The following is a 20600-nucleotide window of genomic DNA, read 5'->3' as shown; positions in this document are numbered from 1 at the left end:
AAAATATATTTCATTAACTCTCAAAAAATAAAGTGCTAAATCCTAAAGACGGGCACTATAAAAATCATAAAATTTGACAAAAAAATAAGCCGTAAATGGCTTAAATAAAGGATTTGTATTAAAACACTAAAAAAAGAAGTGTAAAACTCCCGACAAAAAAGAAAAAAGTACTTGCAAATTTGTGCTACATGTATATAATAAGACTTATAAAATCATATAATGATATATAATCAATTATCATTTTTAAGGAGGAATTATGAGAGACTTACATGCATCACAGATTAAGGCCGCAGTTGAGGCAGTGAAAGCCAGAAAGGAGGTCAATGAGGTTTATTTCGTCGCTTGTGGCGGATCCCAGGCAGTGCTTATGGCTGGACAGTATATGTTCGATAAGGAGAGTTCGATCCCTTCCCACGTATACACCGCGAACGAGTTCGTATATGATACGCCGAAGCGTCTCAATGAGAACTCCGTCGTGATTTCCTGCTCACATTCCGGAAACACACCGGAGACCGTAGAGGCAACGAAGCTTGCACGTTCCAAGGGCGCCCTTACGATCTGCTTATCCAACCTCGAGGGTTCTCCACTCTGGGAGGCAGCAGAGTATCCTGTTCACTATGACTGGGGTAAGGAAGTAAGCGATTCTGATAAGAATAAGGGTATCCTTTACGGCTTACTTTTCAGCCTTCTTTCCGTACTCGCTCCAGATGCGAAGTGGGATGTATGCCTGAAGGAGCTCGAGAAGCTGACCGATCTTTCTGCACAGGCGAAGGCACAGTACGATGCACAGGCGAAGGCATGGGCGAAGCGCAACAAGCGTGAGAAGACCATCTACACCATCGGCAGCGGCATCAACTATGGTGAGGTTTACTCCACCGCGATGTGCTGGTTCATGGAGATGCAGTGGATCAACTCCGGATGCATCCACTCCGGTGAGTACTTCCATGGCCCGTTCGAGGTAACCGATTATGATGTTCCATTCATGCTTGTAAAGTCCATCGGTCACACCAGACACCTCGATGAGCGTGTAGAGAACTTCGCAAAGAAGTTTACAGAGGATCTGCTCGTACTCGATCAGAAGGATCTCGATCTTTCTACGGTAGCTGATGAGGCGAAGCCATATGTTGCAGCCATCCTTACCGGCGTGGTGATCCGTCACTTCGTAGAGGCGATCGCCTTCGAGCGTGGTCACTCACTCGATGTTCGTCGTTATATGTGGCAGATGCAGTACTAAGATACAGTACGAAGAGGAAAATATATGTCGCTTAAACTGGTTATTTTTGATGTAGATGGACTGCTGCTCGATACAGAGAGGGTATGGCAGGATGTATGGTATGATACGGCAAGAGACTTCGGGATCGACGACTGGAAGAGAGAGGACTTTCTGAATGTGGTTGGTCGCAGTGGACAGCCGGTGTATGATTACATGGAAGAGTTGTTCCGTGGACGCTGCTCCACAGAGGAATTCATGAAAGTCGCCCGTCAGCATGGAGTAGAGCGTCTGGAGCGTGAGCTCACCGCAAAACCGGGTGCCGTGGAACTCCTGAACTGCATCAAAAAGGCCGGACTTCCGTGTGCGGTAGCGACCGCCACCAGTCGATCACTGACGGAGGAGCGCCTGACTCGCTTACAGCTCATACAGTACTTTGACTATATCTGCTGTGGTGATGAGGTCGTCGAGCGGAAGCCTTCGCCGGAAGCGTACCTGAAGGTGCTTGCGAAGATGAATACAGCACCGGAGGATGCACTGGTTTTCGAAGACTCGAAGGTGGGCGTCCAGGCAGCCTGGAATGCCAGGATCCCGGTCATCATGGTGCCGGATCTGATGCCGCCGACGGAAGTCCAGAAGCGACAGGCCATAAAGATTATCGCCTCTTTATCAGAGGCTGTTCCAATCATAGAAGAATTAAGTAAGGATGGTACGAAACATGAAAGATGCATTTGATGTGCTGATGATTACACATGCAGGATTGTGCAAGGGATATGCAGATGCATTGAAGCTGATCCTGGATATCGACGAGGATGATTTCGGGACGCTGTCGTTCGAAAACGGAGAGTCACTGGATGACTTTTCAGAAGCAATCCGTGCGACGATCGAGGAGAGATATAAGGATCGGAATCTGGTCGTCCTTCTGGACCTTCCGGGAGGATCGCCGGCGAATACCGCCTTACCATTCATGAGCTCGTCGAGAAAACTGATCGCGGGTGTAAATCTCCCGCTGGTACTGGAAATCATGGCAATGAAGAAGAGCGGTACGACATGGGAGGAGCTGGACCTCGATGATACCTGTAAGAGTGCAGCCCAGAGCATCGTACTGTACAACAACTTTTTAAATGGAGGAAATGTATGATTAAGTTAGTTCGTGTAGATCATCGTCTTTTACATGGCCAGGTGATTTTTTCCTGGACCAAGCAGGTAGGCACCAACTATATCATCGTCGCCGATGATAAGGTTCCGAATGATCCGATCAGCATGATGGCGCTCAGCATCGCGAAGCCGGTGGACTGTGAGCTTAGTATCATTCCGTTTTCACAGCTTCGGAAGCTGGTGGATGAGAATGCCAGCAAGAATATCATGATCATCGTAAAGGGACCGGCAGAAGCACTTCAGCTTGCGAAGGAGCTTCCAGAGGTGACCGAAATCAATTATGGCGGTGTGGCGAAGAAGGCCGGTTCGAAGGAGTACGGTAAGGCCGTGTACTTAAATGAAGCAGAGCTGAAGGCCACCCAGGAACTGATTTCGATGGGAAAGAAGATCTATATTCAGATGGTGCCATCCTCCCCGATCGAGCATGCATCATTTGAGAATTAAAAAAGGAGATGTCGTATGCTGATTAAAGCGATCTTACTCGGTTTAGTTGGTATCGTCGGTGTCATCGACTCCAGATTGATCGGACGTCAGAACATCGGCAGACCACTGATCCTGAGTACACTGGCAGGCCTCGTATTAGGCGATGTCAGACAGGGTGTAATTTTAGGTGCATCCCTGGAACTTATTTCCATGGGATTTGTAGCGATCGGAGCAGCCGGACCACCAAACATGCAGTTCGGAAGTATCATCGCCACTGCGTTTGCGATTCTTTCCGGTGCCTCCACGGAAGCGGCACTGACCATCGCCGTTCCGGTCGCCGTCATTGGCGAGTTCCTGAGTGTCATCATGCGTATGGTGATCGCGCAGTTCTCTCATGTAGCGGATAAGGCCATCGAGAACGGACAGTTCAAGAAGGCGATTCATATCCACCTCTGGTGGTCCTTCGGCTTCAACGCGCTGGTTTACTTCATCCCGATCTTCCTGACCGTTTACTTCGGTACGGATCTAGTTACGAACCTGGTAGCTGCGATTCCGCAGGTCATCACGAACGGCCTCACAGTCGCTGGTAACCTCTTATCGGCCCTCGGATTTGCGATGCTGCTGAGTTCAATGCTGTCGAAGAAGATGTTCCCGTACTTCCTTCTCGGCTTCCTGATCGTCGCATATTCCGGTCTCAGCCTGATCGGTGTGACCATGTTCGCCGCGATCCTGGCATTCATCCTGGATAAGGTTCTGTATGGAAAGGGGGCAAATGCATAATGGAAAATCAGAAAGCATTAAAGAAGGTAAGCGATAAAGACTTACGTAAGGTCTTCCTGCATTCCCTCGCGATTATGTGCTCATGGAACTATGAGCGTCAGATGCACATGGGCTTCATGTATGGCATGGCACCGGTGCTTGACAAGCTGTATGCAGATGATGAGGAGAGAAAAAAGGAAGCGTATCAGCGGCATATGGAGTTCTTTAACTGCACACCGCAGCTGACACCGTTTATCATGGGCCTCGCCGCTTCCATGGAGGAGCAGAACGCAAATTCAGAAGAGGGTGAGTTCCAGACCGAGTCGATCTCCATGATCAAGACCAGTCTGATGGGGCCGTTCGCCGGCATCGGTGACAGCTTCTTCCAGGGAACCATCCGAATCATCACCTTCGGTATCGGCCTTTCGTTCGCACAGCAGGGCAGCATCCTGGGACCGATTCTCGCAGTACTGCTGTTCGCGATTCCGTCATTGCTGTTTGCCTACAATGCAACCTTCTTCGGCTACAGGTCAGGTAATAAATACCTCGCAAAGCTGTACCAGGAAGGACTTATGGATCGCGTAATGCACTTCGCATCCATCGTCGGTCTCGCCGTCGTCGGCGGTATGGTAGCCAGCATGGTGTCCGTCACCACGCCGCTTACCTTCTCCACCGGTGGTACGAATCTGGTCATCCAGGATATGCTGGATTCCATCATCCCGAAGATGCTTCCGTTCGTATTTACGCTGGGCATCTACAATCTCGTTCAGAAGAAGGTCAATACCAACGTCCTGCTGATCGGCATCGTCCTCTTCGGCATGGTCATGGGTGCACTGGGCATTCTCTAAACAGAGCGATACACTTCTTTAAAATACCACAGGGCACTGTGGCATACCCCTGAAAAAATATCCAGACTTCCTGCATGCATAGTGAATTCGAGATCCGGAAAGTACTATACCGTGCGGGAAGTTTTGTTTATAATGAGAACTTATTTACATGATGACTTAGATGACATGGTGACGTATGCAGGAATCCCGCTTATTTGCAGAGGGGACTTACGTATGAGCTCACGCAGTGAAAAGAAAGGATAGATAAAGATGAAAGAATTTACATATGTGATCAAGGAAGAACTCGGACTGCATGCGAGACCAGCCGGACTGCTGGTGAAGGAAGCGAAGAAGTTCCAGAGCGCTACGACGCTCGCGGCGAAGGGAAAGACCGCAGCTGCCGGCAAGCTGATCGCCATCATGAGCATGGGCGTCAAGCAGGGCGATGAGGTGACCGTGCAGGTCGAGGGTCCGGATGAGGATGCTGCGTTCGAGGCACTCGAGAAGTTCTTCCAGGAAAATCTGTAATTCATCGATCGATATAGAATCTGAGGGGACAGGAAATGGAAAAATACATCGGAAAGTCCGTTTATAAGGGAACGGCGATCGGTCCGATCAATGTTCTGAAGAAGAGTGATGGCATCGTAAAGCGTCAGCATGTCGAGGATGTAGCGGCAGAGCTCCAGCGTCTCGAGGATGCGAAGAAACAGGCGCAGGCCCAGCTCGGCGCGCTTTATGAGAAGGCGCTTCAGGAGGTTGGCGAGGTGAACGCGCAGATCTTCGAGGTGCATCAGATGATGCTCGAGGATGAGGACTACCAGGATGCGATCCACTCGATGATCGAGACGGAGGAGCTCAATGCTGAGTACGCGGTGGCGGTCACCGGAGATAACTTCGCCGAGATCTTCGCGAATATGGATGATGAGTACATGCAGGCACGTTCCGCGGATGTGAAGGATATCTCGAATCGTCTGATCCGGAATCTGAGTGGTGAGGAGGAGCTCGACTGGGCGCATATGGAACCGTCCATCATCGTGGCGGATGACCTGACACCGAGTGAAACGGTGCAGATGGATAAGCGTAAGATCCTTGCGTTCGTCACCGTCCATGGCTCGACGAACTCCCATACCGCGATCCTCGCGCGTATGATGAACATCCCGGCGCTGATCGGTGTGCCGGTGGAGCTCGACAGTCTCCATTCCGGTACGATGGGCATCGTCGATGGCAAGGATGCCGTGTTCTGCGTGGATCCGGATGAGGCAACCATCGCTGCTGCACACGAGATGCAGGCGAGGGCGGCAGAGCAGAAGCGGCTGCTTGCAAACTACAAGGGACGTCCTTCGGTGACGAAGAGTGGCCGGAAGGTAAACGTATATGCAAACATCGGCAGTGTTTCAGATGTCGCATATGTACAGGAAAATGACGCGGAGGGCATCGGCCTGTTCCGCAGTGAGTTCCTGTATCTCGGAAAGACCGCGCTGCCGGATGAGACTGAGCAGTTTAACACGTACCGTCAGGTGCTACAGACGATGGGCGGAAAGAAGGTGATCATCCGAACGCTCGACATCGGTGCGGATAAGAACGTCGATTACCTCGGACTCGGAAAGGAAGATAACCCGGCGATGGGGTATCGCGCGATCCGTATCTGTCTGAAACAGCCGGATGTGTTTAAGACACAGCTCCGCGCACTGCTTCGTGCGGCGAAGTACGGAAACCTCGCCATCATGTATCCGATGATCATCTCCGTAGATGAGGTGCTTCGGATCCGTGAGATCGTCGCAGAGGTGGCGGCAGAACTCAAGCGGGAGCAAATCCCGTATGCGATTCCGGAGCAGGGCATCATGATCGAGACGCCGGCAGCAGTGATGATCTGTGAGGAGCTGGCAGAGCTCGTCGATTTCTTCAGCATCGGCACCAACGACCTCACGCAGTATACACTTGCGATCGATCGCCAGAATGAGAAGCTGGACGAGTTCTATAATCCACATCATGAGGCGGTTCTTCGGATGATTCAGATGACCATCGATGGCGCGCATAAGGCGGGCAAGTGGGCCGGCATCTGCGGTGAGCTCGGTGCTGACACGACCCTGACGGAGCGTTTCGTCGAGATGGGCATCGATGAGCTGAGTGTCGCACCATCTATGGTGCTCAGCGTGCGCAGTAAGATTTGTGAGATGGCGTAACGCCGTTCATAGCACGAAAAACAGAAGATAAATAAACGATAAATAAACGAAGCGAAGGGGCAACCACACGAGATGTGTCGGTGCCCCTTCTGAACTTTATGGAGATAAATCTGTGATTGTGTTTGTGCTGGTTCTGGCTGAAGCGTCCTTCTGTTGTGGATCGAAGCTCAGTTCGACTTGATCTTCTCGTCCATGACCGTGGAGTCGTTTGTGGAAACGACATAGGTGACGCGATCACAGCGGACCGTCGTCAGCGAGTAGTGGATCGGCTTACCATCCTGATCATAGCTGATTTTATGAATCGAAAACAGCGGGTCGCCGACGTTGCACTTCAGAGTATCTGCGCTGTGGCTCTGCGCAGCCTTTCCGTCGATTTCGAGGACGGAATGATTCGGCCGGATATGATAGCACTCATCCATCACCTGGTAGAACGAGCGATCTTTCGAAAGTGTCGTGATGAAGTCCGGGAAGCGGGCATCCTCGATGTAGATCTTATCGATCGCGATCGGTTCGTTATCCTGCCAGACCAGACGCTCGATGTAGACGACCTTCGTCCCCATCGGAATCATCAGCTTCTCTGCGATATCCTCATCCGCGTTCAGGAACGATGCCTGGATGATATCGTGTCTGGACGCGTGTCCAAGGCTTGACAGACTTTCCTTGAAGCCGCTGGTCTTATTCAGATACAGCTTGTCCTTCTTGAAATTGATGAAGGTGCCCTTTCCCTGGACCTTATTGACATATCCCTCATCGGATAAATTCTGTATCGCCTTTCGAATCGTGATTTTACTCACATTATACTGGTCACTTAGCTCGTTCTCCGTCGGAAGCTTATCTCCCGGCATGTACTGCTTCGACAGGATACGGTTTTTAATATCTGCCTCCACCTGCAGATACAGCGGCTTGCTGCTATCCATGATCATCATTGTTTCCATCTCCCCTTCGCATCAGCGATGATATAATTAAATGCCATATCATCATATTGTACCAAGTCGCTAGCGCGACGGCCAGCCCCAGATACAATTTTTGTTGTTAGTTTTTTTAAGAAAATATGCCATAAAAGTCACCCTCTTATAGTATAGCACCATAGCACCATAAAAGCAAGTATAAAAAAGAAAATTTGTCAAGTTTTTAAAACAAAGAAAAAAGCCAGCAAATATGCTGACTTGAGGATAAAATATATTTCATTAACTCTCAAAAAATAAAGTGCTAAATCCTAAAGACGGGAAAACCACTGAATTTACTGTATAATATAAGCGATACGAAACACCCGAACCATGATTCCCTTGCAGCAATAAAAGAGAAAAACCTCTCCAAGCGAAGCTTGATTATTTTTTCTTTTACTGCTCAATAAAAAAGCCGAAAACCCTTGAAAACAAAGGTTTTCGGCGTTATTATCTGGCGCGCCAAAAGGGATTCGAACCCCCGGCCTTCCCCTTAGGAGATGGACCCAGTGCATATATTCCCTATCAACAGGGATAAAGAAAATGCAGTTATATCAAGGCTTTTCTCCATGTTCTCTATAAACCTTGTACAAGCAAAATCAAGCAAAAACAAAGGATTTTAGCCCCCTATTGTTTGCACTCTGTTTGCAAAGGCGCGAAATTTGGCGTTAGCCAAAAGTTCAATTCCCGTCGAGACTTAATTATATTCATGGTATCGTGGACATAGTTTACCATACATAGAGGTTCATTACAAGAGGTATTGAGCCAGTGAAAGTGCCTGTTTTATCTTTCTCAGGAAAGGTAAAGCAGGCACTTTTTTTCATATCTAAACTTAGAAAGAAATGAGGTGAAATCATGAATACACAGATTATTGCCATAGCCAACCAAAAAGGTGGTGTCGGCAAAACAACCACTTGTGCCAATCTTGGAATTGGTCTGGCGCAGTCCGGGAAGAAAGTCCTTCTGATTGACGGAGACCCACAGGGAAGCCTGACCATCAGCTTGGGCAATCCTCAGCCTGATAAGCTGCCCTTTACACTGTCAGACGCTATGGGCCGTATTTTGATGGATGAACCAATTCGTCCCGGCGAGGGTATCCTGCACCACCCTGAGGGCGTAGACCTGATGCCTGCGGACATCCAGCTATCTGGTATGGAGGTATCTCTGGTAAACGCTATGAGCCGAGAAACCATTCTGCGACAATATCTGGACACGCTGAAGGGGCAATACTCCCATATCCTTATTGATTGCCAGCCCTCCCTGGGTATGCTTACGGTCAATGCACTGGCTGCCGCTAATAGGGTTATAATCCCCGTCCAGGCAGAGTATCTTCCAGCTAAAGGTTTGGAGCAGCTTTTGCAAACTATCAATAAGGTTCGCAGACAAATCAATCCCAAGCTGCAAATTGATGGGATTCTGCTGACGATGGTAGACAGCCGAACCAATTTTGCCAAAGAAATCTCCGCTCTTCTGCGCGAAACCTATGGCAGTAAGATCAAGGTGTTTACATCAGAAATTCCTCATTCTGTCAGGGCTAAAGAAATCAGTGCTGAAGGAAAAAGCATTTATGCCCATGATCCTAATGGCAAAGTGGCTGAGGGCTACAAAAATCTGACGAAGGAGGTATTGAAACTTGAAAAGCAGCGCGAAAAAAATAGAGCTGGCCTCAGTAGATGACCTGTTTTCTACAGAAGAAAGTCGGCAAGACGAGCAACTGGAAAAAATTCAGGAAATTCCCCTATCTGAACTGCATCCGTTCAAGGATCACCCCTTCAAGGTCAAGGATGATGATGCAATGATAGAAACCGCAGACAGCATCAAAAAGTATGGTGTGTTGGTTCCTGCGATTGCCAGACCACTGCCTGATGGCGGTTATGAGCTGGTAGCCGGTCACAGACGCCGCAGAGCCAGCGAATTGGCCGGAAAAGAAACCATGCCTGTCATTGTGCGCGACTTGGATGACGATGCTGCCACAATTATTATGGTTGACAGCAATTTGCAGCGAGAAAATCTGCTCCCCAGTGAAAGGGCTTTTGCCTACAAAATGAAGCTGGAAGCCATTAAACATCAAGGAGCAAGAACAGACCTGACTTCTGTTCAAGTTGAACAGAAGTTGAGCGCCAGAGACCAGGTAGCAAAAGAAGCCGGTGAACGAAGCGGTATCCAGGTAATGCGATATGTTCGTTTGACTGAACTGATTCCAGAGCTTTTGGATATGGTGGATGAAAAGAAAATCGCATTTAACCCAGCCTATGAACTCTCTTTTTTGAAACCGGACGAACAGCAAATGCTGGTGGAAACAATGGACTATGAGCAGGCTACCCCTTCTCTCTCTCAGGCTCAGCGAATGAAAAAGTTCAGCCAGGAAGGGAAATTGTCAGAAGATGTGATGCTTGCCATCATGTCAGAGGAAAAAAAGGGTGATCTGGATAAAGTGACCTTGAGCAGCGATACCTTGCGAAAGTATTTCCCCAAAAGCTATACACCGGCCAAAATGCAGGAAACCATTATTAAACTGCTGGAACAATGGCAGAAAAAACGCCAACGAGATCAGGAACGATGAAGGGAGAGCCTATGAAAGATATTGCAGCAAGGGAACTGAAAGGCCACAACATTCTTGCAGTGGAGCGATTTTGGGACAGCACTTTCTGGATGATTGAGTTTACTGTCTTGCGCCCTACTGCTTATGGAGAACCTGGTGACGAAATGAGGCTTTTTCTCACAGAGGACGGGTATCAGTCAGCTCTGCAAAGCCAGCAGCGTCGAGAAATCAAAATTAAGAGATATGCCCATGTTATTGAGGGGCATATCCTCGACTTCAAGCCTAAAAAACACCGTCGTTCATAACCGATACAACGAAAGGAAAGGAATGAATATGTGTACTGTAAGAGAAATCCGAGAAGCTATTCAAGAAGATTGCCGCTCACAGCGTGATATGGAATCCACCGAGATTGACCGTGTTTTTCAAACCTTACCATTTTCTCAGGAAAGGGATCTGTTTGATAAACCACCAATGCCAAAACGCCCCTACCGACGCAAGAAAAAAGATACAGACAGACCCTAACCGCTGCCACAATTCTTTTATGAATTGCGGCTTTTTTCATACCTGAGAAATGAAAGGAGTGAAGTAAATGGCTGTTTTTCGTGTAGAACGCACTGGCGATTACACGGTTATGAGCAATTTTCATCTAAAAGACAAACGACTTTCTTTGAAGGCAAAGGGTCTCTTGTCGCAAATGTTATCTCTGCCTGATGACTGGGATTATACGCTGTCAGGACTCAGCTATATCAATCGAGAAAGCAAAGATGCAATCCGCTCTGCTGTCAATGAGCTTGAAACAGCCGGATACATTCGGCGCAGACAGACAACTGATGCTTCTGGTAAATTCGCAGCCAATGAGTATACCATTTTTGAGCGTCCCATCGAGGGAGAACCGATGTTGGATAAGCCGTTGTCGGAAAACCCGATAACGGTAAACCCGTCAGCGGTAAATCCGTTACCGGAAAATCCAACACAATTAAATACTAAGAAATCAAATACCCAAAAACAAAATACTCATGGATCAAATACCGATTCCATTCCCTTCCGGGAAACAGCGGCGGTAATACCGCCGGAACGGAAAGGAAGGGATGCGATGTCTGTCACAGAGATAGAAAATTATCGGGAATTGATTTTGGAGAATATCGAGTATGATTGTCTGAAGCAGCGTTATCCTCTCTACCTGGATGACCTGAATGAGATCGTAGAGCTGTTGGTAGAAACGGTCTGTGCCAAACGAAAGACCACCCGGATCTCTGGTGCGGACTTTCCTCATGAAATTGTACGCTCCCGCTTTTTGAAGCTGGACAGCTCTCACATCGAGTTTGTCATGGACTGTCTGCAAAAGAACACCACCCAGGTACACAACATCAAGCAGTACCTGCTTGCAGTGCTGTTCAACGCTCCTACCACCATGAATAACCACTACACTTCACTGGTAAATCACGATATGCACGCAGGCGGCTGGTAATCAGCCGCTTTTGTATTACACCAAAGGAGGCACAGCATGAATCAGATTGAAATTTTCAATAGTCCAGAGTTCGGAAGCATTCGCACTTTGGAACAGAATGGCAAAGTATTATTTTGCGGTACAGATGTGGCAACAGCGCTGGGATATACCAATCCACGCAAAGCCGTCCGCGACCATACCAGGGGTGGAACGAAATGTTCCATAGGGGTCCAGACTGGGAAAAAGGCAGATGGAAGCCCCGCGGTACAAATGGTCGAAATGCTCTTTATCCCCGAAGGTGATCTATATCGTCTGATCGCCCATAGTAAACTGCCGTCAGCGGAACGGTTTGAACAATGGGTGTTTGATGAAGTTCTACCTGCCATTCGCAAGCACGGAGCCTATCTCACAAAAGAGAAGTTGTGGGAGATAGCCACTTCTCCGGAAGCTCTGATAAAGCTCTGCTCCGAGCTGCTTGCTGAGCGGGAAGAAAATGCGTCGCTACGAGAGGAAAATGCCCTGCTGGAGAGTAAGGCAGCCTTTTATGATTTGTTCATCGACCTCAATCACAGTACCAACCTCCGCACCACCGCCAAAGAGTTGCTTGTCCCGGAGCGTCGGTTTGTCCGTTTCCTTCTGGAAAAGCGTTTTGTGTACCGCACCGCATCCGGTAATGTACTGCCCTATGCAAAGCCAGCCAATGAAGGACTGTTTTGTGTCAAAGACTACTGCAATCACGGGCATATCGGCTCCTATACGCTGATAACCCCGCAAGGCAAACTCTACTTTGCTCAGCTGAGAGACATGATTTTGATGGTTGTATGAGAGTGGGAAAGGAAGTGAGTTTTATGCCAGAAGGCAAAACAATCGGTCAGCTGATGGAAGAAATGCGCCAGAAAGCTGGAGCGCAGAACTATCACGGCCATGACTACATGGATCTCCAGCGATTTGCTGAGAACACCCGGCACATGATTATTTTTGATGTGCTGACGCATGACTCCCCGGTGGGCTGGAAAGGTGAACGAACCCGCCTGTTTTTGTCAGATAAGGGCTATGAAAAAGCTCTGGACAGTCAGGCAAAGGGACAGATCAAGATTCTCAGTCATGCAAAGGTCAGAAATGGAGATTTGCTCTATGACCGTTCTGAGCAAATTCGTTGAGGGCGGTTCGATGAAGAAATACCTTCTCCGGCGGCTGGTGGTCCCGCCTTAGAAATAAATGCACCACCCCTGCACATTTTGTGGAAAGGAGGCGATGAAAATGCAGGAAGAAGTGGAAAACAGGACTTTAACGCTGGTTGTCAGCGGAACAAAGTTCACCGGCAGGCTGCTCAAAGCCGCCATCAGCAAGTACCTTGCCCACCGCAAGGAAAAGAAGCTGCAAAAGCAGAGAAGCCGTGACGCGCCTGTGAAGCCCCAGGGCAAGCAGACGGTGAAACAGCTGATTGGTCAAAACCAAGGGGTTTCCAACATCGAGATCACCGACCCCTCCATCAAGGAGTTTGAGAAGATCGCCCGGAAATACGGCGTGGACTATGCGGTGAAGAAGGACCGCAGCAGCTCCCCACCCAAGTACCTGATCTTTTTCAAGGGTCGGGACGCGGATGCCCTGACCGCTGCTTTTACCGAGTACACCGGGAAAAAGGTCAGAAAGGCGGAGAAATCCGAGCGCCCGTCCGTGCTGGCAAAGCTGAGCCAGTTCAAAGAACTGGTAAAACACGCCGTCGTGGACCGGAACAAGCGGAAGGAGCTGGAACGATGAAAAAGCAGCTGAACATCAAAAAGCTCATTTTGCTGAATCTGCCGTATATCCTGATGGGGCTTTTCTCCACCAACTTCGGTGAAGCGTGGCGGATGGCCGTGGGTGCGGACGCTTCGGCAAAAATGCTCTCGTTCTTCTCCACGCTGCCGGTGGCGCTGGCCAGCTGGTGGCCCAGCCTGCACCCGCTGGACCTGCTGGTGGGCCTGTGCTGCGGCGGCGGCCTGCGGCTGGCTGTGTACCTGAAAAGCAAGAACGCCAAGAAGTACAGGCACGGCATGGAATACGGTTCCGCCCGGTGGGGAACCCATGAGGACATTACACCCTACATCGACCCGGTATTCCAGAACAATGTGATTCTGACGAAAACGGAGAGCCTGACAATGAACAGCCGCCCCAAGGACCCAAAGACCGCCAGAAACAAAAATGTGCTGGTGATTGGCGGCTCCGGTTCCGGTAAGACCCGCTTCTGGCTCAAACCGAATCTGATGCAGATGCACAGTTCCTATGTGGTCACAGACCCGAAGGGAACCATTTTGGTGGAGTGCGGAAAAATGCTCCAAAGGGGCGCACCCAAGCTGGGGAAAGACGGAAAGCCAATGAAGGATAAGCACGGCAAGGTCATTTATGAGCCGTACCGAATCAAGGTCCTCAATACCATCAACTTCAAGAAATCCATGCACTATAACCCTTTCGCCTATATCCATAGCGAAAAGGACATCTTGAAGCTGGTCACAACGCTGATCGCCAACACCAAAGGCGAAGGCAAGGCCGGAGACGATTTCTGGGTCAAGGCAGAAACGCTTCTCTATTGTGCGCTCATTGGCTATATCCACTATGAGGCTCCGGTGGAGGAACAGAATTTTTCCACCCTTATTGAGTTCATCAACGCCATGGAAGTCCGGGAGGATGACGAGGAGTTCAAAAACCCCGTGGATCTGATGTTTGACGCATTGGAAGCAGAAAAGCCAAACCACTTTGCGGTGCGCCAGTATAAGAAATATAAGCTGGCGGCAGGTGTTGTATGCTCTAAAAGACTTCTTAATCAAGCGGTTAGGAAGTCTCTTAGAACACATAACCTAAAACCGAAGAAAGGAGCGCAAGTTATGAGAAAAAACGAGAAAATCACAGCACTGTACGAACGACTGAGCCGTGATGACTTTGGCAAAGATGATGACCAACAGCGTGAGAGCAACTCCATATCCAATCAAAAGGCAATGTTGGAGGAGTTCGCCGCACGGCAGGGCTTTACAAACATTGTCCATTTCACGGACGATGGCATTAGTGGTACTTGCTTTGACCGTCCCGGATTTTTGGCAATGATGAAAGAAGTGGAAGCCGGGAATGTGGAGTACCTGTGTATCAAGGACATGAGTCGCATGGGTCGTGACTATCTGAAAGTCGGTCAGATTATGGAAATCCTGCGTCAGCGTGGCGTTCGCCTTATCGCCATCAATGACGGCGTGGACAGTGCCAGAGGTGACGATGATTTTACCCCTTTCCGCAACATTATGAACGAGTATTACGCCAGAGACACCAGCCGTAAAATCCGTTCCACTTTCCAGTCCAAAGGCAAGTCCGGCAAGCACCTCACAGGCACGGTCATTTACGGCTATCTCTGGAATGAAGCCAGAGACCAATGGTTGGTTGACCCCGAAGCCGCTGATGTGGTCAAGCGCATCTTTGCCATGACGATTGAGGGCTACGGTCCGTATCAGATCGCCAGCAAGCTGAAAGAAGAAAAAATCCTCATTCCGTCCGCTTACCTTGCCCAGCACGGCGAGGGTGTGAATAAAAACAAGACTTTCAAAGATGTGTACGGCTGGGGTTCTTCCACCATCTGCAACATTCTTGAAAAGCGTGAATATCTGGGACACACCATCAACTTCAAGACTCGAAAGCACTTCAAGGACAAGAAAAGCCATTATGTCCCGGAGGACGAATGGACGATTTTCGAGAATACCCATGAAGCTATCATTGACCAGCAGACCTTTGACCTTGTGCAGAAAATCCGTGGGAATGTCAGACGCTACCCGGACGGCTGGGGCGAAGCAGCTCCCCTCACAGGCTTGCTTTATTGTGCCGATTGCGGCGGCAAGATGTATGTCCACCGTACCAACAACGGCAAGCGTATTTCTCAATATACCTGTTCCCAATACAGCAAAGTCCCAGTTGGAAAGCTCTGCACGACACAGCACCGTATCAATGAAGATGTGGTACTGTCCCTTGTTTCCGAAATGCTCAAAGCTATTGCCGAGTATGCCAAGCATGACCGAGCCGAGTTTGTCCGTGTGGTGCAGGAAGCGCAGTCCAGCCAGCAGACGGCAGAGGTCAGAAAACAGCGCACACGCCTTGCCACAGCAAAGCAGAGAGTTTCCGAGCTGGAAGTCCTGCTCTGCAAAATCTATGAGGACAACATTTTAGGCAAGCTGTCCGACAGCAGATACGCCACTCTGGACGCTCAATACGAAAAGGAACAGTCCGAGCTTACCGCTGAAATCTCTGTTCTGGAAAAGGCTGTCAAGAGCTATGAGAAGCACGAAAAGGACGCTGACCGTTTTATCGCTCTGATTGACAAATATGAGAACTTCGACAAGCTGACCATTGCCATGCTCAACGAGTTTATCGAGAAAATCCTTGTACATGAGCGTGACCGCAAGGGCAGTATACAGACCACACAGGAGGTCGAGATTTACTTCAATTTTGTCGGGCGATTCGTTCCTCCGGCGTTTGGAGAAGTGGAGCTTACCCCAGAGGAATTAGAAGAAATCCGCAAGCGTGAGGAACGCAAAGACAGGCTTCATCAGAACTACTTGAAGCGGAAAGCCAGCGGAGCGCAGAAGCGATACGAGGACAAAATCAAGGGGAGAAAAAAGGCAGAAATCGAAGCCAAGAAAGCCGCCATTCGTGCGGAGGATATTGCAAAGGGCGTGTTCGTTCCCGCCAGCAGTTTACCGCAGAGAGAGCCGATGAAAGGAGTACAAACAGCATGAATATCACTTACACACGGAACGGCGATTATCTTATCCCGAACATCATTATCCGCAAGACCAAGCCCATCGGACACTACGGCAGACTTCGCAAGGCGTATTTAGAAATGCACCGCCCGATACTGTTCAATGAACTGGTGCTATCCGACAAGCTCTTTGAACATTGTGCCGAGATTGACGAAGCGGCACGAAACCGCATGGAGCTGATCGTGCGGTCACTGGCAGAGCAAAACGGTGTGACTGAGCAACTGAAAGCCGATAATCAAATGGAATGGGTGCGGCAGATGAACGCTTGCAAGGCACAGGCAGAGGAAGTTGTGAAAGCAGAATTGATTTATGATTGAGTGAGGAAGTCCGGGCAGAAAACTGTTCGGACTTTTCTCAGTTTGCGCGCCATGGGCGCGCTCTAACGGGTGTAAGTCCCGAACACGCCCAGATAGTGGGAAGTGTATAGCCGAACAGCAAGGGTGTCCATCGCGAGGTGGAATCTGAAGGAAGCTGTAAGCAAATCTCTGGTCCGACGGACAGAAATCACATAGAAGGCTAGGCTGCGAGAGATAAGTTGGCTGAAAGCAACAAAGTCTAATAACTATCACCTTTGTAGTAGCAGAGTAAATGTGGCGGATATATGGAGAGAAAGAGCGTGCACCTTAAGCGTGGAGGTCTCACAGAGGTTCCATTAGCCTAGTAACAACGAACTGTGAGAAGTCAGCCGAGCCCATAGTAGTGAAGAAGTCTCTGTAATGGAGATGGAGCAAAGGGGCGAACAATCAATAAGTTTGAGTATGTCTTGAATTGCAGAAATGGCAACATCTGCCGTAACCAATCGGGAAAAGGGTGGTCAAATCAAGCGAGACGGAAAGGAAAGAACGCATGGACACAAGTAGTCTAATGGAGCAGATATTATCTAGTGATAACCTCAATAGAGCATACCTGCAAGTCGTACGAAATAAAGGTGCAGAGGGAGTGGACGGAATGAAGTACACAGAACTCAAGGAACATCTTGCAAAGAACGGCGAAATCATCAAGGAACAGTTGAGGACAAGAAAGTATAAACCTCAGCCAGTACGAAGAGTGGAGATACCAAAGCCTGATGGCGGTGTCAGAAACCTAGGAATACCAACAGTAACAGACAGATTTGTACAACAAGCCATTGCGCAGGTATTAACACCAATCTATGAGGAACAGTTCCATGACCAAAGTTATGGATTCAGACCGAATAGATGTGCACAACAAGCAATCCTAACAGCACTTGATAGGATGAATGACGGTAATGACTGGATTGTAGACATCGACTTGGAAAAGTTCTTTGACACAGTAAATCATGACAAGCTTATGACTATCATAGGCAGAACCATTAAAGATGGAGATGTCATCTCTATCGTTAGAAAATACCTTGTCAGCGGAATCATGATAGATGATGAATATGAGGATTCCATTGTGGGGACACCACAAGGAGGAAATCTCTCGCCATTATTGGCAAACATCATGCTGAATGAACTTGATAAGGAAATGGAAAAGCGAGGGCTTAACTTTGTACGATATGCGGATGACTGTATTATTATGGTCGGAAGCGAAATGTCTGCCAACAGAGTCATGAGAAATATTTCACGATTCATTGAAAAGAAGCTAGGGCTCAAAGTCAACATGAGCAAGAGCAAGGTAGATAAACCACAAGGACTTAAATACCTTGGATTCGGTTTTTACTTTGATTCAAGAGCGCATCAGTTTAAGGCGAAACCACATGCAAAATCGGTAGCAAAGTTTAAGAAAAGGATGAAAGAATTCACTTGTCGTAGTTGGGGTGTCAGCAACAGTTATAAAGTAGAGAAGCTTAACCAGCTCATTAGAGGGTGGATTAACTACTTCAAAATAGGAAACATGAAAACACTCTGCAAACAATTAGATTCAAACATTCGTTACAGACTTCGTATGTGTATATGGAAACAATGGAAGACACCACAAAATCGTGCAAAGAACTTGATAAAACTTGGAATTAACAAATATACAGCATGGAAAGTTGCATATGCAGGGGATAGGATTGCCTATGTATGCAACAAGGGTGCTGTGAACGTTGCAATAAGCAATGAGAGACTAACCAGATTTGGATTAGTCTCAATGATGGATTACTACGCCGAAAGGTGTGTTACTTGTTAAGTTGATTGAACCGCCGTATACGGAACCGTACGTACGGTGGTGTGAGAGGTCGGGAAAATTTATTTAATTTTCCCTCCTACTCGATTATATTCCAAAGTTGCGATAGAATTGTTCACGAGTTTTATGGTATAATTTGAATGCGAAAAATCGTAGAATTGGAAGTTGGTAGGAGGTTGCTTTATGAGCCTTGATAGGAAAATAAATCGCATTCAATTTCTCTCAGGAAATTCGCTAAAGGTTATTGCTGTACTGACAATGCTTATTGACCATCTATGTAAAATTGTGCTGCAATGGCTGCTATCAAACTACTGGGGGGCTATGGCAGATAACGGGCAAATGTCGTGGGAGAGATTCCGAGAGATAGATTATTTCATACGGTTTGATTTGCAAAGCATTGGGACGATTGCTTTTCCGCTATTCTGTTTTTTGCTGGCAGAAGGATTCCAACACACAAGAAGTAAAAAACGCTATATTGGGTTGATGCTTGCATTTGCCCTTATTTCGGAAGTTCCATTTGACATAGGTTTCTTTAGTGCGTATTCACGAATGGAAGATACATTTCCGTTTTACTTGAAGTATCAAAATGTATTTTTCACCTTGTTTTTAGGCTTATTGACATTGGTATGCCTTGAAAGATTTTCGTGTAAATCAGACCTACCGGTGGATAGAATAAAATCAGCAGTCCTGCAAGTTCTCAGTGTAGTGCTTTTTTCCGGCATTGCGGAAGGAATCCATTGTGACTACGGTATGCAGGGGATCTTATTCATATCAGCATTTTATATTTGCCGTAATCACCGAATCTATCAAGTGTTGCTGTTCCTTTTGGCTTACATGGGGACAACGGGGAATCAACCGCCTTTATGTACGCTTCTTGCCTGCTTGCTTATTCTGCTATACAACGGAAAGCGTGGTAAACTGAAGCTAAAATACTTCTTCTATGTTTTTTATCCAGCACATATCCTTGTCCTATATTTGATTCAGATAGGACTCGGAAAATACTTACTGAAATGACTAATTGCAGTTTGTCGAGAAATTAAGCCGGAGCAAACCCCTTTAGGAACTAAAGGGCGCACTTCTATACTCTCTGTCGAGAGTAGTGCGTCCTGCGGAGCTTCATTCTCCGTCAGCAGAAGAAAACTGCATGACCGAGAATGTTGCGTCACTTCGTTCCGTCAAGGTGGCTACACCCCCTTGCGCCGCTAAAGCGGCTATCCCCTGTGGACTTGCCGTCCGCAAACGGTTTTGACAAACCGTTCGCCGCCAGCAAGTTTGAAAATCAAGAATCTTAATTTGATAAAGGAGTGTGATTCTATGAAAAAGAAATTACCCATAATCCTCTTGGGTGTTATTTTGGCTTGTGTGTTGGTTTTCGGTTTCCTTTATGCAAACAATGACATTGGTAAAACCGCAAACAGTTTAGAAGCAGACATTCGCCAATCTCAAAAAATTTTGGATGATTGGATTGTTGATGGAAGCATTTCCGACACAATGGCTGCATTTATTTCTTACCCACAGGACAAGACAGACCACACTTTTTCTGTCTATGTAAATCGCCCTGGCTTGTCTTTTGGATATTTCTTCCGTGGTGGTGGAGATATAGTTGAGGTTGATGATTACATTGCAGAGTTTGTTGTTGAGGGAAATAACGAAAGGGCATTTATCTCAATGAATACCCAAAATATTGTTCGACTTGAAGTAGATGATGGCAACGGCATTCAGGTGATTGATATTGATAGTGGCAAGCCTTTCGCCATTGTCCTGCCCCTAAATGTAGGAAACATCTGTTTCTATGATGCGAATGGAAATGTTGTGGAATATCTTCGCCAACAACTTTGACCAACTTCAATTTACCGAACTGAACACAACAACTGATGTGGACTTGCCGTCCGCAAACGGTTTTGACAAACCGTTCGCCGCCAGCAAGTTTGAAAATAGTAAACGATAATTTAACAAAGGAGCGTGAGCGTATGAAAAAGATTATGTTTGGAAACAGTTTAATGCTATTGGGTATTGCTATAATGATACTTGCAGGATTAAAGGTGATATATGTAGGAACACTGTGGGTGTCGTTTCTTTTAATTATCGTGGGTTTTGTTATGGCTACGATTGGTTTTTTCGGTAAGGATAGCAAATAAATTATCTAACTGAATACAACAACCGAATACCGAAAAATAGACCGTTGACTGGTCGCAATGTGCGAAA

23 protein-coding genes and 1 pseudogene are annotated in these 20600 nt (G+C 47.7%); 23 read left to right on the top strand and 1 reads right to left on the bottom strand.

The features are described 5' to 3' along the window. Nucleotides 1–256 precede the first annotated feature (256 nt). The 8 genes from DW251_RS06520 (at nt 257) to ptsP (ending at nt 6560) form a co-directional block, all read left to right on the top strand. Nucleotides 257–1234, top strand: a complete 978-nt coding sequence (locus tag DW251_RS06520) for an SIS domain-containing protein (RefSeq protein WP_118300514.1) — start codon at nt 257–259, stop codon at nt 1232–1234. A gap of 24 nt (nt 1235–1258) precedes the next feature. Then, complete coding sequence (locus DW251_RS06515; protein ID WP_008705000.1) at nt 1259–1945, top strand: HAD family phosphatase; 687 nt, start codon at nt 1259–1261, stop codon at nt 1943–1945. Continuing rightward, nucleotides 1917–2351 (top strand): hypothetical protein, encoded by a 435-nt coding sequence (locus DW251_RS06510; protein ID WP_118300513.1) that lies wholly within the window; start codon nt 1917–1919, stop codon nt 2349–2351. Before DW251_RS06515 ends, DW251_RS06510 begins: the two co-directional genes overlap by 29 nt. Next, entirely contained in the window at nt 2348–2812 is a 465-nt protein-coding gene (locus DW251_RS06505; protein ID WP_008704986.1) for a PTS sugar transporter subunit IIB, read from the top strand. The genes DW251_RS06510 and DW251_RS06505 overlap by 4 nt, the downstream gene beginning before the upstream one ends. Nucleotides 2813–2827: 15 nt before the next feature. After that, complete coding sequence (locus DW251_RS06500; protein ID WP_118300512.1) at nt 2828–3571, top strand: PTS sugar transporter subunit IIC; 744 nt, start codon at nt 2828–2830, stop codon at nt 3569–3571. Then, complete coding sequence (locus tag DW251_RS06495) at nt 3571–4398, top strand: PTS system mannose/fructose/sorbose family transporter subunit IID (protein ID WP_054355261.1); 828 nt, start codon at nt 3571–3573, stop codon at nt 4396–4398. Before DW251_RS06500 ends, DW251_RS06495 begins: the two co-directional genes overlap by 1 nt. A 249-nt stretch (nt 4399–4647) precedes the next feature. Further along, entirely contained in the window at nt 4648–4905 is a 258-nt protein-coding gene (locus DW251_RS06490) for an HPr family phosphocarrier protein (RefSeq protein WP_008704982.1), read from the top strand. Between the two features lie 35 nt (nt 4906–4940). Continuing rightward, nucleotides 4941–6560 carry a phosphoenolpyruvate--protein phosphotransferase gene (gene ptsP, locus DW251_RS06485; protein ID WP_008704980.1) on the top strand — a complete coding sequence of 540 codons (1620 nt, stop codon included), beginning with the start codon at nt 4941–4943 and terminating at the stop codon, nt 6558–6560. A 167-nt stretch (nt 6561–6727) separates the two neighbouring features. Here the strand turns inward: ptsP and DW251_RS06480 are convergent, their stop codons facing one another. Next, entirely contained in the window at nt 6728–7486 is a 759-nt protein-coding gene (locus DW251_RS06480; RefSeq protein ID WP_243034890.1) for a GntR family transcriptional regulator, read from the bottom strand. An 873-nt stretch (nt 7487–8359) separates the two neighbouring features. Between DW251_RS06480 and DW251_RS06475 the strand changes: the two genes are divergently transcribed. From DW251_RS06475 to DW251_RS17900, 15 genes and pseudogenes are all read left to right on the top strand, one after another. Next, nucleotides 8360–9181, top strand: a complete 822-nt coding sequence (locus tag DW251_RS06475) for a ParA family protein (RefSeq protein WP_002569249.1) — start codon at nt 8360–8362, stop codon at nt 9179–9181. Beyond that, on the top strand, nt 9138–10067 hold the full coding sequence (locus tag DW251_RS06470) for a ParB/RepB/Spo0J family partition protein (protein WP_006059569.1): 930 nt from the start codon (nt 9138–9140) through the stop codon (nt 10065–10067). Before DW251_RS06475 ends, DW251_RS06470 begins: the two co-directional genes overlap by 44 nt. A gap of 11 nt (nt 10068–10078) precedes the next feature. Further along, a complete protein-coding gene (locus tag DW251_RS06465; RefSeq protein ID WP_007862445.1) occupies nt 10079–10351 on the top strand; it encodes a DUF5720 family protein in 273 nt (90 codons plus the stop codon). Nucleotides 10352–10379: 28 nt separating this feature from the next. After that, nucleotides 10380–10568 (top strand): hypothetical protein, encoded by a 189-nt coding sequence (locus tag DW251_RS06460; RefSeq protein WP_006059571.1) that lies wholly within the window; start codon nt 10380–10382, stop codon nt 10566–10568. Nucleotides 10569–10635: 67 nt separating this feature from the next. Then, nucleotides 10636–11514 carry a DUF6017 domain-containing protein gene (locus tag DW251_RS06455; RefSeq protein ID WP_006059572.1) on the top strand — a complete coding sequence of 293 codons (879 nt, stop codon included), beginning with the start codon at nt 10636–10638 and terminating at the stop codon, nt 11512–11514. 36 nt (nt 11515–11550) lie between these two features. Further along, entirely contained in the window at nt 11551–12318 is a 768-nt protein-coding gene (locus tag DW251_RS06450; RefSeq protein ID WP_002589066.1) for a phage antirepressor KilAC domain-containing protein, read from the top strand. 23 nt (nt 12319–12341) lie between these two features. After that, nucleotides 12342–12653 carry a DUF5720 family protein gene (locus DW251_RS06445; RefSeq protein WP_008723307.1) on the top strand — a complete coding sequence of 104 codons (312 nt, stop codon included), beginning with the start codon at nt 12342–12344 and terminating at the stop codon, nt 12651–12653. A 100-nt stretch (nt 12654–12753) separates the two neighbouring features. Further along, nucleotides 12754–13254, top strand: a complete 501-nt coding sequence (locus DW251_RS06440; protein ID WP_008723309.1) for a PcfB family protein — start codon at nt 12754–12756, stop codon at nt 13252–13254. Beyond that, nucleotides 13251–14270: pseudogene (locus DW251_RS18580) on the top strand (type IV secretory system conjugative DNA transfer family protein); the annotation flags it as partial. The gene DW251_RS06440 and the pseudogene DW251_RS18580, both read left to right, overlap by 4 nt. Before the next feature lie 87 nt (nt 14271–14357). Beyond that, entirely contained in the window at nt 14358–16244 is a 1887-nt protein-coding gene (locus DW251_RS18575; protein ID WP_347474626.1) for a recombinase family protein, read from the top strand. Continuing rightward, entirely contained in the window at nt 16241–16585 is a 345-nt protein-coding gene (locus DW251_RS06430; protein ID WP_118300510.1) for a TnpV protein, read from the top strand. The genes DW251_RS18575 and DW251_RS06430 overlap by 4 nt, the downstream gene beginning before the upstream one ends. Before the next feature lie 529 nt (nt 16586–17114). Further along, a complete protein-coding gene (ltrA, locus tag DW251_RS06420; RefSeq protein ID WP_117995321.1) occupies nt 17115–18398 on the top strand; it encodes a group II intron reverse transcriptase/maturase in 1284 nt (427 codons plus the stop codon). Between the two features lie 180 nt (nt 18399–18578). Then, on the top strand, nt 18579–19409 hold the full coding sequence (locus tag DW251_RS06415; protein WP_025483373.1) for a TraX family protein: 831 nt from the start codon (nt 18579–18581) through the stop codon (nt 19407–19409). 300 nt (nt 19410–19709) lie between these two features. Beyond that, entirely contained in the window at nt 19710–20234 is a 525-nt protein-coding gene (locus tag DW251_RS06410; RefSeq protein ID WP_118300509.1) for a hypothetical protein, read from the top strand. Between the two features lie 131 nt (nt 20235–20365). Further along, nucleotides 20366–20533, top strand: a complete 168-nt coding sequence (locus tag DW251_RS17900) for a hypothetical protein (protein ID WP_009259853.1) — start codon at nt 20366–20368, stop codon at nt 20531–20533. Nucleotides 20534–20600: the final 67 nt, after the last annotated feature.

Source organism: Clostridium sp. AM22-11AC, assembly GCF_003473545.1.
Lineage (GTDB): Bacteria > Bacillota > Clostridia > Lachnospirales > Lachnospiraceae > Enterocloster.
Note: the sequence above shows the minus strand (reverse complement) of the source record. Positions and strands in the feature narration are given on the sequence as shown.

Coding starts and splice junctions, on each gene's coding strand:
- DW251_RS06430 (WP_118300510.1), top strand. CDS start 16,241: ATGAATATCACTTACACACGGAACGGCGATTATCTTATCCCGAACATC.
- DW251_RS06455 (WP_006059572.1), top strand. CDS start 10,636: ATGGCTGTTTTTCGTGTAGAACGCACTGGCGATTACACGGTTATGAGC.
- DW251_RS17900 (WP_009259853.1), top strand. CDS start 20,366: ATGAAAAAGATTATGTTTGGAAACAGTTTAATGCTATTGGGTATTGCT.
- DW251_RS18575 (WP_347474626.1), top strand. CDS start 14,358: ATGAGAAAAAACGAGAAAATCACAGCACTGTACGAACGACTGAGCCGT.
- DW251_RS06475 (WP_002569249.1), top strand. CDS start 8,360: ATGAATACACAGATTATTGCCATAGCCAACCAAAAAGGTGGTGTCGGC.
- DW251_RS06415 (WP_025483373.1), top strand. CDS start 18,579: ATGAGCCTTGATAGGAAAATAAATCGCATTCAATTTCTCTCAGGAAAT.
- DW251_RS06440 (WP_008723309.1), top strand. CDS start 12,754: ATGCAGGAAGAAGTGGAAAACAGGACTTTAACGCTGGTTGTCAGCGGA.
- DW251_RS06490 (WP_008704982.1), top strand. CDS start 4,648: ATGAAAGAATTTACATATGTGATCAAGGAAGAACTCGGACTGCATGCG.
- DW251_RS06450 (WP_002589066.1), top strand. CDS start 11,551: ATGAATCAGATTGAAATTTTCAATAGTCCAGAGTTCGGAAGCATTCGC.
- DW251_RS06465 (WP_007862445.1), top strand. CDS start 10,079: ATGAAAGATATTGCAGCAAGGGAACTGAAAGGCCACAACATTCTTGCA.
- DW251_RS06510 (WP_118300513.1), top strand. CDS start 1,917: ATGGTACGAAACATGAAAGATGCATTTGATGTGCTGATGATTACACAT.
- DW251_RS06520 (WP_118300514.1), top strand. CDS start 257: ATGAGAGACTTACATGCATCACAGATTAAGGCCGCAGTTGAGGCAGTG.
- DW251_RS06460 (WP_006059571.1), top strand. CDS start 10,380: ATGTGTACTGTAAGAGAAATCCGAGAAGCTATTCAAGAAGATTGCCGC.
- DW251_RS06495 (WP_054355261.1), top strand. CDS start 3,571: ATGGAAAATCAGAAAGCATTAAAGAAGGTAAGCGATAAAGACTTACGT.
- ltrA (WP_117995321.1), top strand. CDS start 17,115: ATGGACACAAGTAGTCTAATGGAGCAGATATTATCTAGTGATAACCTC.
- DW251_RS06505 (WP_008704986.1), top strand. CDS start 2,348: ATGATTAAGTTAGTTCGTGTAGATCATCGTCTTTTACATGGCCAGGTG.
- DW251_RS06410 (WP_118300509.1), top strand. CDS start 19,710: ATGAAAAAGAAATTACCCATAATCCTCTTGGGTGTTATTTTGGCTTGT.
- DW251_RS06445 (WP_008723307.1), top strand. CDS start 12,342: ATGCCAGAAGGCAAAACAATCGGTCAGCTGATGGAAGAAATGCGCCAG.
- DW251_RS06515 (WP_008705000.1), top strand. CDS start 1,259: ATGTCGCTTAAACTGGTTATTTTTGATGTAGATGGACTGCTGCTCGAT.
- DW251_RS06500 (WP_118300512.1), top strand. CDS start 2,828: ATGCTGATTAAAGCGATCTTACTCGGTTTAGTTGGTATCGTCGGTGTC.
- ptsP (WP_008704980.1), top strand. CDS start 4,941: ATGGAAAAATACATCGGAAAGTCCGTTTATAAGGGAACGGCGATCGGT.
- DW251_RS06480 (WP_243034890.1), bottom strand. CDS start 7,486: ATGATGATCATGGATAGCAGCAAGCCGCTGTATCTGCAGGTGGAGGCA.